The organism is Sorangium sp. So ce117 (assembly GCF_051524395.1).
GTDB classification, from domain to species: Bacteria; Myxococcota_A; Polyangia; order Polyangiales; family Polyangiaceae; genus Sorangium; species Sorangium cellulosum_B.
In genome coordinates this window covers 8,354,806-8,371,880 of sequence record NZ_CP150309.1, presented here as the reverse complement: position 1 = coordinate 8,371,880, position 17,075 = coordinate 8,354,806, and the positions used below count along the sequence as shown (strand labels likewise).

At 70.5% G+C, this 17,075-nt stretch carries 13 protein-coding genes and 1 riboswitch; of the genes, 7 read left to right on the top strand and 6 right to left on the bottom strand.

Annotated features, from left to right (window positions below):
- Window positions 1-8: 8 nt before the first annotated feature.
- From WMF46_RS31230 to WMF46_RS31215, 4 genes are all read right to left on the bottom strand, one after another.
- The gene (locus WMF46_RS31230) at window positions 9-1,616 is read right to left on the bottom strand and encodes a hypothetical protein (RefSeq protein ID WP_437980549.1); all 1,608 of its coding nucleotides are present in this window, start codon (window positions 1,614-1,616) and stop codon (window positions 9-11) included.
- Window positions 1,617-1,653: 37 nt separating this feature from the next.
- Window positions 1,654-2,739, bottom strand: coding sequence for a hypothetical protein (locus tag WMF46_RS31225; protein WP_437980548.1), 1,086 nt, complete (start codon window positions 2,737-2,739; stop codon window positions 1,654-1,656).
- Window positions 2,740-2,828: 89 nt separating this feature from the next.
- Window positions 2,829-3,365 carry a hypothetical protein gene (locus tag WMF46_RS31220; protein WP_437980547.1) on the bottom strand — a complete coding sequence of 179 codons (537 nt, stop codon included), beginning with the start codon at window positions 3,363-3,365 and terminating at the stop codon, window positions 2,829-2,831.
- 445 nt (window positions 3,366-3,810) lie between these two features.
- Window positions 3,811-5,751, bottom strand: coding sequence for a protein kinase domain-containing protein (locus WMF46_RS31215; RefSeq protein ID WP_437980546.1), 1,941 nt, complete (start codon window positions 5,749-5,751; stop codon window positions 3,811-3,813).
- 197 nt (window positions 5,752-5,948) lie between these two features.
- Between WMF46_RS31215 and WMF46_RS31210 the strand changes: the two genes are divergently transcribed.
- The 7 genes from WMF46_RS31210 to WMF46_RS31180 all read left to right on the top strand — a co-directional run bounded on the left by WMF46_RS31210 (window position 5,949) and on the right by WMF46_RS31180 (window position 15,306).
- Window positions 5,949-7,598, top strand: coding sequence for a sigma 54-interacting transcriptional regulator (locus WMF46_RS31210; protein WP_437980545.1), 1,650 nt, complete (start codon window positions 5,949-5,951; stop codon window positions 7,596-7,598).
- A 607-nt stretch (window positions 7,599-8,205) separates the two neighbouring features.
- On the top strand, window positions 8,206-9,648 hold the full coding sequence (locus WMF46_RS31205) for a pectate lyase family protein (RefSeq protein WP_437980544.1): 1,443 nt from the start codon (window positions 8,206-8,208) through the stop codon (window positions 9,646-9,648).
- Between the two features lie 171 nt (window positions 9,649-9,819).
- Window positions 9,820-9,888, top strand: a riboswitch (guanidine-III (ykkC-III) riboswitch).
- A gap of 21 nt (window positions 9,889-9,909) precedes the next feature.
- A complete protein-coding gene (sugE, locus tag WMF46_RS31200) occupies window positions 9,910-10,227 on the top strand; it encodes a quaternary ammonium compound efflux SMR transporter SugE (protein ID WP_012238459.1) in 318 nt (105 codons plus the stop codon).
- A 54-nt stretch (window positions 10,228-10,281) separates the two neighbouring features.
- On the top strand, window positions 10,282-11,307 hold the full coding sequence (locus WMF46_RS31195) for a dipeptidase (protein WP_437980543.1): 1,026 nt from the start codon (window positions 10,282-10,284) through the stop codon (window positions 11,305-11,307).
- 80 nt (window positions 11,308-11,387) lie between these two features.
- The gene (locus tag WMF46_RS31190; RefSeq protein WP_437980542.1) at window positions 11,388-12,152 is read left to right on the top strand and encodes a class I SAM-dependent methyltransferase; all 765 of its coding nucleotides are present in this window, start codon (window positions 11,388-11,390) and stop codon (window positions 12,150-12,152) included.
- 49 nt (window positions 12,153-12,201) lie between these two features.
- Complete coding sequence (locus WMF46_RS31185; RefSeq protein WP_437980541.1) at window positions 12,202-13,452, top strand: NAD(P)/FAD-dependent oxidoreductase; 1,251 nt, start codon at window positions 12,202-12,204, stop codon at window positions 13,450-13,452.
- A gap of 84 nt (window positions 13,453-13,536) precedes the next feature.
- Window positions 13,537-15,306 carry a serine/threonine-protein kinase gene (locus WMF46_RS31180; protein WP_437980540.1) on the top strand — a complete coding sequence of 590 codons (1,770 nt, stop codon included), beginning with the start codon at window positions 13,537-13,539 and terminating at the stop codon, window positions 15,304-15,306.
- Window positions 15,307-15,336: 30 nt separating this feature from the next.
- Here the strand turns inward: WMF46_RS31180 and WMF46_RS31175 are convergent, their stop codons facing one another.
- Both WMF46_RS31175 and WMF46_RS31170 read right to left on the bottom strand, forming a co-directional pair.
- Entirely contained in the window at window positions 15,337-16,200 is an 864-nt protein-coding gene (locus tag WMF46_RS31175) for a hypothetical protein (protein WP_437980539.1), read from the bottom strand.
- A 2-nt stretch (window positions 16,201-16,202) separates the two neighbouring features.
- A complete protein-coding gene (locus WMF46_RS31170; RefSeq protein ID WP_437980538.1) occupies window positions 16,203-17,069 on the bottom strand; it encodes a hypothetical protein in 867 nt (288 codons plus the stop codon).
- Window positions 17,070-17,075 lie beyond the last annotated feature (6 nt).

The following is a 17,075-nucleotide window of genomic DNA, read 5'->3' as shown; positions in this document are numbered from 1 at the left end:
GCGTGCAGCTACTTCGGCTGCTTCGGCTGAGCGCCGGCCGCGGCCGCGCTCGTCGTTCCAGAGGCCTGCCCGGCGCCCGCCTTGGCGGCCTTCGTCGCAAAGCTCCACAAGAAATCACCGCTGCCGCGCTCTCCCCACGTGATTTTATCCTGCGGCCTTCCCCTGGCGATCCTCGCGCCGGAGTGGCAGCCCATGCAGCTCGACGTGTGGAATATCCGGGTCGTTTCGGGGCGCAGCGCGCCGTTCACCTCGGCAGCGACCGTGTTGCCTTTCTGCATGTAGGTCTCCAGGACAGTGTTCACGAGGTAAGATCGGTACGGCCGGCCGCCGGACTCGTTCGCGATGGCATCGGGGAGCTTGTCCGACGGTGACGGTTCGCCCCCGCCGTCCGTCGGCCACTGCGTGCCGACGAGCTCGTAGAACTGCAGGGCAGAGCGGTTCTTCTTGAGCTGCGCCTGGACCTGGCTGTTCAGGGCGGCTGTGTCCTCCGGGATCGGCTGCTGCCGGTGCACCTGCGTGCGGCCGATCCACGGACCCTTCGAGGGCGGCCAGACGCCCTTCTCCGGCGGCTCATTGACGGGGCACAGCGGGCAATCCGGATTGTTGAACGGGGGCTTGAGCGGCTTGCCATTGTGCGTCTCGAGCGGGTTGACATCGACGTTGTCGATGTGCTCGAACGCAGCCCAGACCCATTGCTTCTTGGCCGAGAGCGTCTTGATCATGACATTCGCGCCCACGAGACCGAACGTCCGCAGCGACGGGCGTGGGCCCGTGCGGACGTACGCCTTCCGGAGGATGAAGCGCCCCTCGAGGTGACTCTCGCTCTCGTCCAGCAGCTTCCACGCGAGCTTGAGCGCGATCGAGGGCGTCTGATCCTTCTTTACGGGGTTGCCCCAGGGCGCGTCGGGGTTGGTGCAGTCTTCCCCGGGGGTGGCGCAGTGTTCGTTGCTGTAGGCGATCTGGCCATCGACGTTGTACAGCTTGTTGTTGTTGAGGAACTCGAACAAACGCTCGCTGTACAGCACCTCGTAATACACCTTGTTACCGTTCTGGTCCCAGAGGATGAACGAATCGGCCTGTCTGTCGTCCTGTAGCGTACGGGAGATGTCTATCGGGACGCTCGCGTCCGGAGCGCTCCGCTTGGCCTGCTGCTCGGCAGGGTTCCAGGCATCGGGTGGGCCGCCGTCCACCTTGAAGATGTCGTAACTGGTCTTCCAGGTGTCCCACCCATGGGCGCCATCATCCGCGAGGCTAGGCCGCGCGCGGCCGTCCTCGGTCACCGGCCATGCCATCGCGATGAAGGACTGCCACGCCAGGATGTCGTATAGACGGTTGCCTTCTGCGTATTTCCCCCTCCCTATGGTTCTTTTTTGCAGCTCGGGATCGATGTCTCGGGGGAGGGCCGAGCACAGCTTGTCGGTGAAGCTCGGGAACTTGCTCCACAGCTCCGTCCGGCATGTCTCGTCGTCAACCGGCGAGGACGCGCCAGTGTTCTTGAGAGGGGAGGGCGGGGGAGAGGGCCTCTGCTGGTGGGCTGTCGCGGTGCACGACAGGTGTGCCGTGCCCGCCAGGATCATCAGGATCGATCTGTAGATGGAGGACGAAGGGCGTTTCATGGTGCGACGCTCCAGAATACAGCGTGTGTGTCGGTTCTCAGGCGAGGGAGAAGCAACGTAAGACACCAAGATAGGCTTTGGCCGACAGAGCTCGATCCGGGCCGAGGACGATCTTCAGGTCGATCCAGCGGCGCACGCGGGACGGCCATTCGCCCTCCCGGCAGCGCTCGCGCGAGGAGCCGGGCCATGCGGCGAGCGCGTCGCGCTGCGAGGGCGTGCAGAGGCCGAGCGACGAGAGCCGCTCGAGCGTCGCGCTCCGGCCCGGGTCCAGCTTCCGGGTCGCGAGATCGAAGAGCTCGATCCCGAGCCGAGGAGCGACGCTGTCTCCGATGGTGACGTCGATCGTCACGCGCTCGTCCTCGGCGCGCAGCGTTTCCAGCAGCTCCTCCACCTCACCGGGGTTGCCCGGCCAAGCCACCCCGAGCAGGTAGTCGATGAGCCGGTCGCGCGGCAGCGAGACGTTGAGCTTGAGCGTCGCAGGCTGCCTGGCGCTCATGACGGACAGATGAACGACGTGGCCGCCGTCCGGCAACAGGGCGAAGCAGCGGAGCAGCGCGGCCTGGGTCGCCGCCGGGACTGGCCCATCGAGGAGCACGGAGAGGGCCGCCTCGACGAGCCGGAGCCGGCCGCTCGGGCTGAAGTCGCGCTCTGCCTCCGGGGCCTCCAGGTTCGTGAGGGGCCTCGGATCCAGGCAGAGGAGCACGGACGGCGCGACCGGATCACGACGCGCGGCCGGCTGATCGAACTCGAACCAGAGCAGGGGAACCTGCTCGAACAGGAGGGTGCCGGGCGTGGTCCACGCGGCGAGGAGACGCCCCGGAGGGCCCCGGAGCGGATCGACGCCTTCCGCCGGCGGAAGGCCGCCGGGGGCGACCGGACCTTCGCGGCGCGAGCGCGGGAGCCGAGACGCGAGGCTCTCTCTCCCTTCCGCCAGGATACAGGCAAGAAAATCGATCCGCGCAGCGGTCGCCCCCAGATGACATTCGAGGGTCAGGACCGATGCGGCGTCCAGCAGGGCCGGGGCGCAGCGGCTGAAGGCGCGCCAATCTCGCGGTGACACGAGCGTCGGCGGGACATGAGGCTCGACGAGCTCCAGCGTCTTCTCCATCGACCGAACGATCATGCAGCGACCTCTCGTCCTGCCGGGCCGTGCCCGCGTGATGACCACCGACTGCCGCGGTCGGCCTTCGAGCAGCGCCCGAGGCTACCCGCTCACCAGGCCTTGTACCAGGCGTCGCCGTTGAGCTCGGGAACGGCGAGATCCAGCAGGGCCTCGAGCGAACCGTCGTCGGTCGGGCCCCTTGCGATGTGGTTGTCGAGCTTCTTCTTCTGCCGGTCGCTCAGCTCGAACTCGCTCATCAGCGAGCTTCTGGATTCGTTCTTGTGCGCTTCATCGTCGGGGTGGAAGCGATTGTAGACCTCCGCGGTGTGCACCAGATGATAAAGAAAGGACAGGAGACCCGACCTGCGTACCACGCCGCCCGTCGACGGGGCGGGCGCCTCGTTGCTCGTGATCTTGAAGAGTCTCCCGTTGACCTCATCCTTCGTGAGGTAGAGGACGTTCGCGATGCAGCCGTCGTCGGGGTGCCCCATGTCGCCGCACTTGCTGAACACCTTCTTCTCGGTCGCGCTCAAGTGAAAGTCTTTCAGCACCTTGTTCTTGTCCGGGTTCACGCTGAGGCCCGTGTACCTCAGGTGATAGAGCAATGACAGGACGCCGTGCGGATATGTCGTTGTCTCTGTGGTCATCGTCGTTATTCCCTCGCGTGCTGGTTTTGAAGGGCACTTCGCGCGTCGCAGCAGGCGCGCGCGGTCCGGTGAATCGCGTGCTTTGCGAGCTCTCCGGGGCCGTCGCTCGCTGGAAAGAGCCGCCTGCTCCGAGCCGCTCGATCCGGTCAAGAGAGGTTCGGGATGGAACCGAACCGTCTGCGAATAGGAAGTGCACGGCGCGTACCAGCCGTGCGTGCATGTCCGCCGCACGGCCGACATGAGGGGATGCGCGCGTTTCCAGACCGGGATGGGACGGCGGCCGCGGGCGTTCCGTCGAGCGCGTGCGGCAAACTGTCGGCCGACGTGTCGGCCGACGTGTCGGCGGCCGTGCCGGCCGAGGTCTCGGCGCCGTGCCGGTGCCGTGCCGGCGGACATGTCGGCGCCGTGCGGCGCCCTGCCGGCCGAGATGATGTCGGCGCGGCGCCTACGCCGGCCTGGGCTCCAGGGAGATCTGGATCGTCTGCTCCCCCTCGAGCAGCGGCCGCGCCACGTCGCGCCCCGCCACCCTGTAGACGGTCGTCGATTCGGCCCTGGGCCAGATGCTCCGCGCGCCGGCGCTCTCGAACTTGAACTCCTGCCGGGCGGCCCGGCAGACCGCCTCGTCGACGAGGATCTCCCCGGACAGCGCTGCGCGCGCGAGGTGGGAGGCGGCGTTCACGGCCTCCCCGAGCACCGTGTAGCCGAGCCGGGCGCACGCGTGCGAGCCGACCTCCGCCGCCAGGACGCTGCCGGTCGAGACGCCCGCGCATACCCCGTGAGCGTAAGGCGAATCGTTCCCCGTACGCCGGGCGACCGTCTCGAGCTGCTCGCGTACGGCGACACACGCCGAGAGCGCCCGGTCGAGGTGCTCCGGCCCGTGGAACACCGCCATGACGGCGTCTCCCACGAATTTGTCCACGATGCCTCCCTGCGCCAGGAGCTCCGGGACGATCACCTCGAAGTTGGCGTTGAGCAGCCGCGTGGCCTCGGCGGGCGGCCTCTCTTGCGCCACTCGGGTGAACCGGAAGACATCGACGAACGCGACGGTCGCCTCCAGCGCCTCGCTCGCGGCTGCGCCCGCGGGCCCGAGCGCCCGGAGCCGCTCCACCAGGGCCGAGTTCGTGAACTTCCGCAGGATGTCGTTCTCCTCGTTCGCCTGGGCTTTCTGTCGCTGCTGCTCCGCGGAGCGGAGGGACTTCTCCAGCGTGGTCTCGAGGTCGACGAAATCGAGCGGCTTGAAGAGGAAGTCGAACGCCCCCCGGTTCATGGCGCGACGGATGTTGGTCATGTCGCCGTACGCGGACACGATCACCGTCCTCGCGAGCGGGTTCACCTCAGGGATGTGCTCGAGCAGGGTGAGCCCGTCCATGACGGGCATGTTGATGTCGGTGACGACGACATCGATGTCCGGGTGTCGCCGGAGCTCCTCGAGGGCGTGCTGGCCGTTGTCGGCGAAGATGAGCTCGTAGGCGGAGCCCTTCTTGTTCTGCCGAAAATGCATCTTCAGCAGGAGCTGCATGTCGGGCTCGTCATCGACGATGAGGATCTTGGCGGGCTTGCTCCCCGCGTCGCACACCGCGGCGAACGCCGTGATGAGCTCGCGGGACGACTGGAATCTCCGGGTCCGGTCCTTTGCCAGGGCGCGCTCGAAGAATCGATCGAACCCGGGGAGCAAGGCGGCGTCGAGCGACGAGGGCGGCGGGAACGGATCGGTGCAGATGCTGACGATGAGCCCTGGCAGGTTGTCTGTCGAGAACGGAAAGTGGCCAGTGAGCGCGCGGTACGCGATGACGCCGAGCGACCAGAGGTCGGCCAGGGGGTGGGGAACGGCGCCGCGGACCTGCTCCGGGCTCATGTACGCGGGGGTTCCGATGCGCGTACCGCTCCAGTCACGCGCATCGAACAGCCGCCACCCCACCCCGAAATCGAGGATCTTCACGGACTCGCCGGACGCACCCCGGGCGAGGAAGATGTTCGCGGGCTTGAGATCACAGTGGACAATGCCTGCAGCGCTCGCTGCCTCGAGGCCCGAGCTGAGCTGCCGGAGCAATGACAGCACGGCCGCCGCCGGGAGCTGGCGCGTGCGGCGGAGCCGGCTCTCGAGGTCTTCGCCCTCGAGCAGCTCCATGACGATATAGGGAGAACCCTCATCGATTCCGTAGTCGTGGACTTGGACGATGTGCTCGTTACGGAGACGGGCGACGGTCGTCGCCTCCTGCTCGAAGCTGCGCCTTGCGTCGAAGGAGACGACGTTCTCGGGCATCATCCGCTTCAGCGCCACCGGCCGGCGGAGCATCTGATCGAAGGCCTCCCAGACGATGCCCATGCCGCCGCGGCCGATCTCACGCCGGAGCGCGTATCTCCCGCCGACCGTTTGGCCCTTCACAAAGGAAAACTACTACGCGTGAGCGCACATCGTGTCAACTGGCGTTACGGTGTCCGCGCCCAGGCGACGACGGCGCCAAAGCGCCTCGGTGTGCTCGAATGTGCGCGTCGCGCATTGCGTGGAGGCGCGTGGAGGGACCGAACGCCGGCTCCGCTGAGCTTGCAAGTCTTTTCGGTGGGCGCGTATCCTCCCACCCCATGGTGACCGAGCGAACAGGGCTCACCACGATCGCGAACGCGACGACGCTGCACCCCGACACGAGCCCCTCACGGCGGGCATGCCCACGCCTCGCTCCGTCCCTGTCCATCCTCTACCATCCTCGTCTCGAGCGCATCGGTGAGCGCGCCGTCCTCGCAGACCTCGCGCTTCGCGATGCGGTCGCGCTGTCGCGCATGGAGCCGTACTTCGGTCCACCGGGTGCGATCGGCGATGCGCCGCTCGGGGATACCCACCTGAGCCGCAAACCCCTGCGCATCATCGCGCTGCCCGACGACCGGATCCGGCTGGACGCGGCGGAGCGCGGCTCTCACGTCGCGGTCGACGGCGCCCCGCTGGAGGGGAGCCGCGATTTCTCGCTCGGCGAGGTGACGCGGGGGGTCGTTATCGAGCTCGCCAGTCGCGTCGTCCTTCTGCTCCACATGGTCGATCCGTCCCCGCGCGAGCCGGGGGAGCGCCTCGGCCTGGTTGGCGATAGCGACCTTCTGGAGCGGACGCGGTGGCATATCCGCCGCGTCGCCGACCTCGGAGCTGCGGTGCTCCTCCGCGGCGAGACGGGCACGGGAAAGGAGCTCGCCGCGAGGGCGATCCACCAGGCCGGCAGCCGGCGCAATCAGCCCTTCGTGGCCGTCAACATGGCGGCGATCCCTCCGTTGCTGGCGGCCGCGGAGCTCTTCGGCGCCGAGCGCGGATCGTATACCGGCGCCCTGCGCGGCCGTCCCGGTTACTTCGGGTCGGCCGAGGGAGGGACGCTGTTCCTCGACGAGATCGGCGAAGCGCCGCCCGACGTGCAGGCGATGCTCCTCAGGGCCCTCGAGACGGGCGAGATCCAGGCGGTGGGCGCCCAGCACCCGAAGAAGACGCGCATTCGGCTGATCACCGCCACGGACGCCGATCTGGAGGCCAAGGTGGCCGAGGGGGCTTTTCGCGCTCCGCTGCTCCACCGCCTGGCCGGTTACGAGATCTCGCTCCCTCCGCTCCGCGATCGCCGAGACGATCTCGGGCGCCTGCTCCTCCACTTCCTGCGCGAGGAGCTGGCGGCCTCGGGTGATGCGCATCGGCTCGACGCGCCGCGGCCCGACGGCGCCCCGTGGTTGCCGGCGTCCGTGGTGGCCCGGCTCGCGCGGTACGACTGGCCGGGGAACATCCGTCAGCTCCGGAACGTGGCGCGGCAGCTGGTCGTGGGGAGCCAGGGCGCGGCGCGCCTGGAGGGGGCGCCGGCGCTCGATCACCTGCTCCAGCGGGCAGCCCCGGAGCAGCGGAGCCACGCCGACGGCGATCGCGCGGCTGCGGCGAGATCGGCGCGGCCGGAGAGCGCCACGGCGGCGCGGGCGAGCTCGGGTTCGGGCTGGCGCAAGCCCTCCGACGTGCGGGAAGAGGAGCTGATCGACGCGCTCCGCCGGAGCCGGTGGGATTTCAAGGCCGCCGCCGAGCAGCTCGGGGTCTCGCGGACGTCGCTCTATGCGCTCGTGGAGAGCTGCCCGCAGGTCCGCCAGGCGAGCCATCTCGCGCCGGACGAGGTGGCCCGCTGCTACGCGGAGTGCGGTGGACACATCGACGCGATGGTGGAGCGCCTCATGGTCTCCAAGCGGGCGCTTCAGCGCAGGATCCGTGAGTTGCGTCTGGCATAGTCGACCCGGCGCCGGAGCAAGAAGGCCGGATCGAGAGACGGTCAGCGCGCCAAGGGAGACGTGAAAGAGACGTGAAAGAGACGTGAGGCCGGGGTTCGAGCCGGTCAATCGCCGGCGCCTCGGTGTCTCGTTCGTTCGGCTCTTCACGTGGGATCTCTGCACCTCAGGGAGCGCATCGCGCTCGACCTCGACGCCGATGGGCGAGCGTCGAACGATTCCCCTCCTCGGCGCGCCCGGCGGGCGAGCGCGTCTCGCGATGTCATGAGCCCGCTCGTGCGCTGCTCGTGCAGGATAACCAGCATCGCTTCATCTGGCGATATGGAATTTTCAGATCGATTTTGATGTGCCCTGTCGCACAGATTGGCAATTGATGATTGCCATCGGTGAATCGAGTCCTGTAGGGTCATCACAGTACGGCTTGCGGTTAAGAGCGCCGCTCAAGACCTCCTGCGCCAGGCAGCCGAGGGCGGGCCCATCGCGTCGCTGCGCCGCGTCGCCCTGCTTCATCAGGGCACATCGTCGCGCCCAGCGCCGCGCCCACCCTGGGCTTCCTTGTTCGATCCGGTCTTGTTCGGCGCCTGATACGTACGAAAGGGGAACGAGACACATGGCATTCCTTCCTACTTGCTCTTCCATCGGCGCACAGGGGCTCCGCCGCTTCGGTTGCGCGGTCGCCGCGGTCTCTGCGCTCACGGCGATATCGGCTCCAGCCAGCGCGCTCCCGTCGTTTCCGGGGGCAGAGGGCTTTGGCGCCGTCGCGACCGGCGGGCGCGGCGGGCGCGTCATCAAGGTCACCAACCTGCGCACGAGCGGGTCAGGGAGCCTCCAGGCGGCCCTCGACGCGAGCGGGCCTCGTATCATCGTCTTCGACGTGAGCGGCGTGATCGAAGGGGATGTCGTCATCCGGAACGGCGACGTGACGATCGCGGGCCAGACGGCGCCCGGCGCGGGCATCACCATCCGCGGTCGCTTGACCGCCAGGTACTCCACCGCGGTCAACAACATCATTGCACGGTTCTTGCGAGTCCGGCCCGTGCACGACGGCTCGGCCGGAGAGCAGTTCGACGCGACGCAGATCTCGCGGAACTCGAAGGTGATGCTCGATCACATGTCGATCGCCTGGGGCGTCGACGAGACCGTGGACCTCTATGAGGCAGATGACGTCACGGTCCAGTGGTCCACCATCGAATCGTCGGCGACCACGGGGCATCCAGAGGGGATGCATAATTACGGTCTCATCAACGGCCCTGATGGCCACCGGATCACGCTCCACCACAACCTGTTCGCCCATCACAAGGCGCGTTGCCCCGCGGTCGCGAACGGCCCGGCCGACATCCGCAACAACGTGGCCTACAACGTGAGGCACGGCTTCGTGCACCACAACCGGGCGAGCGGTCAGTTCAACATCGTGGGCAACACCTACATCAAGGGGCCGAGCGATCAGCTGATCCCGTTCTACTTCGACGGCAGCGCCGGCGCGGGGCTCAAGTACTTCCTCGGCGACAACTACATCGACGATCCCGGGAAGTTCACGGGCACCGTCGAGAACCCCTGGAAGCAGCCGTACCTCCACCCGAGCTTCAGCAAGCTCAACAAGGCCGAGTCGTACCGCTCGGCGACGCAGTTCAATTTCACGCGGGATGTCCCGGGGTACATCCCGGTGACGACGCAACGCGCGCAGGACGCGGCTCGGCTCGTCGTCGCGCAGGCGGGCTCGCTGCCGCGCGACGTGGTGACGAAGGGCGTCTTCAAGAACATGGAGCGCCGCGACGGCTCGTGGGGCGCCCGCTACGTGAGCAACCTGATGGACGGGCTCAGCCCGGGGACGGCCCCCGCGGACGCCGACCGCGACGGCATGGCGGACGCGTGGGAGAGGGCGCACGGCCTCAGCTCATCGAACGCGAGCGACCACACCAAGGTGATGCCGTCCGGATACACCGCGATCGAGGAGTACATCAACGAGCTCGCCGCCGCGCTGATCCGCCAGGCGGGGGGCAGCTTCTCGATGCTCCCGGACGAGGGGGGAATCGAGGAGCAAATCGAGGAGTAGATCGAGTAGCGAGCTCCAGGAGAGCGCGATCGAGGGGCCGCGGCGTGGTCCACCCATACCGCGGCGCCCCGCGCAGCGGAGCGGGAGCGGCGGCGACGGCGCGGCCTCGCGACGCGGCGCGGCGCCGGCTGGCTGCCTGTTGCGCAGGCCGTCGCCGCTGCTAGGTTCCCCGCGGCGCTCCTTCAGACAGAGCGCCCCGGACGAGACGCGCCGTACCCGGTCAGGATAAGACGACGCAGCCGCATCACGAGGAGAGTCGTCATGTCCTGGCTGGCGTTGCTCCTGGCAGGTCTGCTCGAGGTCTGCTGGGCTATCGGTCTCAAATACACACACGGCTTCACGCGCCCGTTGCCAACGGCGCTCACGGTCGGCGCGATCATCACGAGCATCGCGCTCCTCGAGATCGCCTCGCGGACCTTGCCCATCGGCACGGCGTACGCCGTCTGGGTCGGCATCGGCGCGTTCGGGGCGGCGATCGCGGGCATCCTCCTGTTCGGCGAGCCCGCCACGGCCGCGAGGCTCGGCTTCCTCGCGCTGCTCGTTGTGTCCATCCTCGGCCTCAAGCTGGCGAGCCCCTGAGCCCTCGTCGCCCGGCGCGCGACCGGCCGCCTCGGGTCGACTAGCCTTCCCTCCATGCACGGAACACCCGAAGCCCGCGCCCTGCACGCGCAGTACCCCGCCATCGATCTCCACGCCGACAGCCTCATGTGGGCGCGCTGGGTCGGTTACGATCTGCAGGAGCGGCACGAGCCGCCGCTGCCGCTCGCGGCCCTCGGCGGGCACGTCGACGTCCCGCGGCTCCGCGAGGGCGGCGTCGGCGCGCAGTTCTTCGGGCTGGTCTCGCTGCCCATCGGGCAGCGGCGCGGGCTCGCCGCCGTCGTCGAGGAGCAGATCGATCTGCTGGAGCAGGCCGTCCGCGCGCGGCCCGGCCGCCTCGTGAAGGCGCTCACGGCCGAGGACATCGAGGCGGCGAAGGCCCGCGGCGCCGTCGCGGCGCTGCTCGGCGTCGAGGGGGCGCACGCGCTCGAAGGCGACCTCGACACCCTCGCTCGCTTCGCGCGGCGCGGCGTGCGCTACCTCGGGCTCTGCCACTTCAGCGCCAACGAGGCGTGTTATCCCGCCTACGGCAGCGGCCGCAGGGATGGTGAAGGCCTCACCGCCTTCGGCCGCGACGTCGTGCGCCTCGCCGAGGACCTCGGCGTCATCGTCGATCTCGCGCACATCAACCGGGCAGGCTTCCTCGACGCATGCGCGCTCGCTCGCCGCCCACCCATGGTCAGCCACACGGGTATCGCCGGCGCGTTCGATCACTGGCGCAACATCGATGACGATCAGCTCCGCGCGCTCGCCGATCGCGGCGGGTGCGCCGGGATCATCTTCTGTCCGCTCTATCTCGGCGGAAACGGGCTCGCGCCCGTCGTCAAGCACCTCGTGCACATCATCAACGTTGCCGGCGAGGACACGCCAGCGCTCGGATCCGATTGGGACGGTTTCATCATTCCCACTCGTGAGCTGCGTGATGCGGCCCATCTTCCGCTCTTGACGGATGCGCTGCTGCGAGCTGGCTTGAGCGAGCGTGTGATCGCCAAGGTGCTTCGAGAGAACGTGATGCGCATTTTGAGCGACAACCCGCTTCCAACGCGGCTCCCGGTTGCGTAGCCTCTCTCGACGGGCCGTCGGGGTGGGTGGTCCCTCCGGCGCTGCGCGAGATCCTCCTTAACTCGGAGCGGATGCAGGCCATGACTCTCCATCGCCTCGCTGCACAGGGCTACGCGACTGCAGCGGATGCTTACGAGAAGGGGCGCCCGGACTACCCGCGCGGCGCGATCGAGCTCCTGCGCGACACGCTCCGCATCGACGCGACGAGCACGGTGCTCGATCTCGGCGCCGGCACCGGCAAGCTCACGCGCCTCCTGGTGCCCACGGGCGCGCGGCTGCTCGCGCTCGAGCCGGTCGAGGGGATGCGCCGCAAGCTGGGCCAGATGGTCCCGTCCGCCATCCCGCTCGATGGGGTCGCTGAGGCCATCCCCTTGCCCGAGACATCGGTCGACGCCGCGGTCGCCGCGCAGTCGTTCCACTGGTTTCACGGTGATCTCGCGCTCGCCGAGATCCACCGCGTGCTCCGGCCGAGAGGGCGCCTCTCCCTGCTCTTCAACCTGCGCGACGAGCGCGTCGACTGGGTCGCCCGCATCTCCCACATCCTCGACCGCCACGGCCGGGATGCTCCGATACACAGGTTCGGCGCCTGGCGCCGGACGTTCTCCGACTCCCGCCTCTTCGCGCCGCTCGGAGAGCACGAGTTCACCCATACGCAGGAGCTCGACCTCGATGGGCTCCTCGAGCGCGTCGCGTCGATCAGCTACATCTCGGCGCTTCCCCTGCAGGAGCGTTATGCGGTCCTGAACGAGGTCCGCGAGCTGGCCGCGAGCCACCCGGACCTCGCGGGCAAGAGCCTGTACCTCTTCCCCTACCGGACGCTGGTGCCCCTGTACGAGCGGCGGTGAGCGTCCGGCGAGCCCGCCGACGGGGGCGCCGTGCTAGAGCGGCCCCCGCATGGCGGCGCATGAAGTCGTGATCGTCGGAGGCGGGCCGGCGGGCGTGAGCACGGCGCTCTTCCTCGCCCACCATCGCCCGGCCCTCGCCGACCGGATCGTGGTGCTCGAAAAGGAGCGCTACCCGCGGGACAAGTCCTGCGCAGGCGGCCTCGGCGAGCGAGCGGACAGGGCGCTCTCGTCGATCGGGGTGACGATCGACGTGCCCTCGGTCGTGGTGCACGGCATCAGCGCGGCCTTCCAGGCCGGCGAGGTCGCGCTCCGCGAGGGCAACATCGGCCGCGTCGTCCGGCGCGCCGAGTTCGATCGCGCGCTCGCGCTCGCCGCGCGGGCGCGGGGCGTCCGGATCGTGGAGGGGGCGCGGGTGACCGGCGCCGCGCTGAGCGAGGACGGCGCCCGCGTCGAGAGCTCGGCCGGGGCGTTCGACGGCCGCGTCGTCGTCGGCGCGGACGGCGTCGGCAGCGTCGTTCGCCGCGCGATGGGGCTGCCGTTCGGCAGGCTGCGCGCGCAGGCCGTCGAGGTCGACACCGAGCCCGTCGCGGGGGACCGGGCGCGCGACCTCCTGCACTTCGAGATGCGGGACCGCTCGTTCGCCGGCTATCTGTGGGACTTCCCCACGATCGTCGACGGGCGCGAGCTCGTCTGCCGGGGGGCCTACGTGCTGCACGAGGGCGCGCTCGGCGCGGCGCGCCCCGCGCCCGACGCCGAGCGCGTGCTCCGGAGCAGGCTCGAGGCGCTCGGCCTCGACCCGGACCGCTACCGGCGAAAGCGCTTCGCCGAGCGAGGCCTCGACCGGCGGGCCGTGATCGCGCGGCCCACCGCCCTGCTCGTCGGCGAGGCCGCGGGCATCGATCCGATGCTGGGCGAGGGGATCGCCCAGGCGATCGCGTACGGGGCCCTCGCGGGCGAGTACCTCGCCGAGAAGCTCGACGCCCGCGATCTCGGGTTCCACGACTGGGGCCGGCGCGTCGAGCGATCGCTGCTGGGCCTCGACCTGCGCTTCCGGCGCCGGGTGATGCGCGCCTTCTACGGCGCGCCGCGGGAGCGCGTCGAGCGTTACCTCCTCGGCGAGCCGTCGTTCCTGCGCTTCGGCGTCCGGCACTTCGCCGGCAGAGCCCAGCCGGCGGGCGACGCGCTCCGCGCCGCGGCGACGGGCGCGCTCGTCGCGGGCCGGATCGGGATCGAGCGCCTCGTCGCGTCGCTCCCGCCGCGGGCGCGCAGCGCGGGCAGCGCCGACGGCGCGCACGCCTGACGAGGCAGCGAGGCGTGCCGCGTGCCGCGCGCGCACGTGAGCCCCGACACCCCCACGACGGCCACCATGCTAGCATCGCCCGCCATGGTCGCGCCGTTCCAGCCGGCGGTCGGGATGCTCTTCGGAGAGTTCCGGATCGTTCGGCCCCTCAGCGCCGGGGGCATGGGCGCCGTGTACATCGCCGAGCAGGCGAGCACTGGCAAGCTGCGGGCCCTCAAGCTCATGCACCCGCAGCTCTGCGCGGACGCCCGGCTGCGTGAGCGCTTCGAGCAGGAGGCGCGCGTCGGCGCGCTGGTGGAGAGCGATCACGTCGTGCAGGTGATCGGCGCCGGCGTGGACGCGGCCAGCGGCGTGCCCTGGCTCGCGATGGAGCTGCTCGAGGGGGAGGACCTCTCGCAGCGGATGAGGCGCAGCGGGCTGCTCTCGGCGCAGGACGTGCACGAGATCTTCCGGCAGGTCTGCCACGCGCTCGGCGCCGCCCACCGGGCGGGCGTGGTCCACCGGGACATGAAGCCGCAGAACGTGTTCCTCGCGAAGACGCAGAGCGCGACGGCGCGCTGGTCGGTCAAGGTCCTCGACTTCGGCATCGCGAAGATCGCAGCGGAGGCGAGCACGATGGCGACCGCGTCGCTCGGAACGCCCCTCTGGATGGCGCCCGAGCAGTCCGACCCGCGCGGGCAGATCTCGCCGGCGACCGACGTGTGGGCGCTCGGGCTGATCGCGTTCGCCTTGCTCACCGGGCGCATGTACTGGCGCGCCGCGAACGACCCGATGGGCACCGCGATGCCGGTGCTGCTCCGCGAGATCCTCTTCGAGCCGATCGACCCGGCGTCGGTGCGCGCGACCGCGCTCGGGCGCGCCGGCTGTATCGTGCACCCGTTCGACGCCTGGTTCGCGCGCTGCGTCGCGCGGGAGCCGTCGCAGCGCTTCCAGACGGCGCAGGAGGCCTTCGACGCGCTCGGCCCGGCGCTCTTCGTCGATCCGCTCGACCCGCGCAGCGTGCGCGCCGCCGGCGGCGCGATCTCGGTGGCGCCGTTCAGCGCCGCGGCGGCGCTCACCTCGGCGGGGCCCGCCTCGGGCCTGTCGATGACCGGACCGACCGAGATGGCCTCGGACGCGCGGCGCGCGCCGTCGTCGCCCGCCGGCGCGGGCGCATCGTCGTCGCCCGTCAGCGCGCGCCCCCCGGTGACGCCCGCGCCCGTCCTGGCGAGCAGCGCGCCGCCGGAGGCCCCTCCCAGGCCCGCGCGGCGGGGGCCGCTGCTCCTCGCGTGCGGCCTGGCCGGCGGCTTCGCGATGGCGGCGATCGCCTTTTACGCCGGCCGCGCGCAGAGCGACGTCCGCCAGGTGCAGCGCCTGCCGGTCCCGGCGCACCCGACGGTGGTCAGCCCGGGCCGCGGCGGTGACGCGCGCTCGCCGGCGCTGGCGGGCGACGCGAACGACACGAGCGGCGCGGGCGAGCGGCGGCCGTCGCCTGGCCCTCGCGACGCTCCGGCGCCGGCGCCCGCGCCGAGGTCCCCGCGCCCCACGCGCGAAGGCACCGCGCCGGCGGCGACGGCGGTCGCGGCGGCGCAGCCGAGCGCGGCGAGGCCGTTCGATCGCGGCGCGGCCCACGCGGCGCTGCAAGCGAAGGGCGCGACCGCGCGGATCCACTGCAAGGGCAAGGCGGGGCCGAAGGCGGTGACGGCGCGGGTGTTCTTCCACCCCGCGGGCGCCGTGCAGCGCATCGCGATCGAGCCGCAGGTCGCGATGACCCCGGCCGGGAGCTGCGTGCAGATGCTGCTCGGCTCCGCGCGGGTCCCGGCGTTCGACGGGGGCGAGCTCCAGGACGTCACGACGGCGGTCGGGATCGAGTGATCGCCGCGGGCGAGCCCGCGGCCGGCCCCGTCACGGGTCGACGGAGACGCACTCGCCCTCGCCGCGGTAGTGCCCGATCGTGCGCGAGAGCGCCGCGACGAACGCCCCGAGATCATTGATGTCTCCGGCGCTGCCCGTCCCGTAGGTGCCCTCCTCGATCTCGACGAGGCGCACCGCGGCGAGCTCCTCCAGGGTGACGGCCCCGTCGTCGTCGGCGTCCGCGGCGGCGATGGGCGCGAACCGGCGCGCGGCGGTCGCGGCCTGGAGGTCGTCGTAGAAGAAGTGATCGCCGTGGATGGTGAGCTCCACGTCGTCGGTGCCGCCGTTCGTGACGAGGACGCCCTCGGTCTCCTTGCCGGCCTTGTCGCCCTTGCAGTCGGCGTAGCGCGTCGCGAGCGAGAAGGTCCAGTCGAGGCGCTTCTCGACCTCGCCGCCGCCGTCGCTCTTCCGCGCGATCGCCTCGATGTGCACGGACGCTCCCGCCGCGAGCATGAGCGCCTTGTCCTCCTCCGTCGCGCCCTCGAGCGCGGTGTCCGCGTCCACCGGGCCGATCTCGTAGGAGACGGCCTCCCAGGGTTTCGCCTCGAGGTCGTCGAAGGTCACCACCGGCTTCGCGCCGGCCTTCGTGTGGTCGAACAGGATCGAGCCCTGCATGCGCGCTCCGACGTTCCCCTCGCGATCGGCGATGGTGACGTTCCGGACGACGAACAGGAACTTCTCGTACTGGATGCTCCAGCCGTCCGCGAGATCGGCGGCCGGGATCTCCTGCTCGATGTAGTCCTCTCCCCACGTCGAGAACGCCACGCTCCCGGCCCCAAGCTCGCCTTCGCCGCAGCCGGCGAGCGCCGCCGCAGCGAGCGCCGCCGCCACCCACAGTCCTTTCGTGGTCCTCATCGTCATTCCTTCTCCTCCGGGGAGCCGGGCGCGAACGAGAGCGCGTAGGCCGTCCCCTTCTTGAGGCCCCGCGTGAAGCCGCGCTGGGCCTGGCTCTCGGGCTCGAGGTCGACCGGCGCGCCGTCGTCGCTCGCGGCGACGGCCTCGAAGTCGACCTGATCGAGCCAGACCGCCGGCTTCACGACGAGCGTGACGACGCCGGGCCCGTCGAGGAAGACCTCCTCGAACACGCACCCCTCCACCGACGGCTCGCCGGTCGCGTCGTCGAGGACGTCGGCGACCAGCGCGCGCGCGCGGAACACCCGCGCGAGCTCCCCCTTCTCGGCGCGGCCCTCGACGGCGACGACGTGCCCGTCGAGCGCCGCGGCGAGCGGGCCCGAGGGCGGCGCGCCGAACGTGAAGCGCGCGGATCGCGCGACGCCGCTCACGGCGTCCGCGTCCGCGAGCGCCGTCGTCCCCAGCAGCAGGTCGACCGACGTCGGCTGCGTCATCTGGCCCCTCGCCTCGCCGGCCTGGTAGTGGCCCGGGTGCGCGTGCGCCTCGGGCACGGCCCACCGGGCGAGCCGCTCCAGCAGCGAGGGGGCGCCTCCAGGCGAGGGCCGCCGCGCCGTGAACGGGGCGCCCTCGAAGTAGTGGAGCGACCCGATCGCCAGGTGCGCCTTCGACAGCGTGATGGTCCAGCCGAGCGCGTTCGTGAACGGCGCGACCGACGCCGCGTCGGGCGCGATCTGCGTCGCGAGCGTCAGGCGCTTGCCGGAGGTCGCGTCGTCGCCTCCGGCGCCGCACCCGGCGGCGAGCGCGCTCGCGGCGAGCGCCGCGGCGAGGGCGGCGCGCCGGCGGGACAGGGGCTGTGCGGTGGTGGATGTCATCGAGGT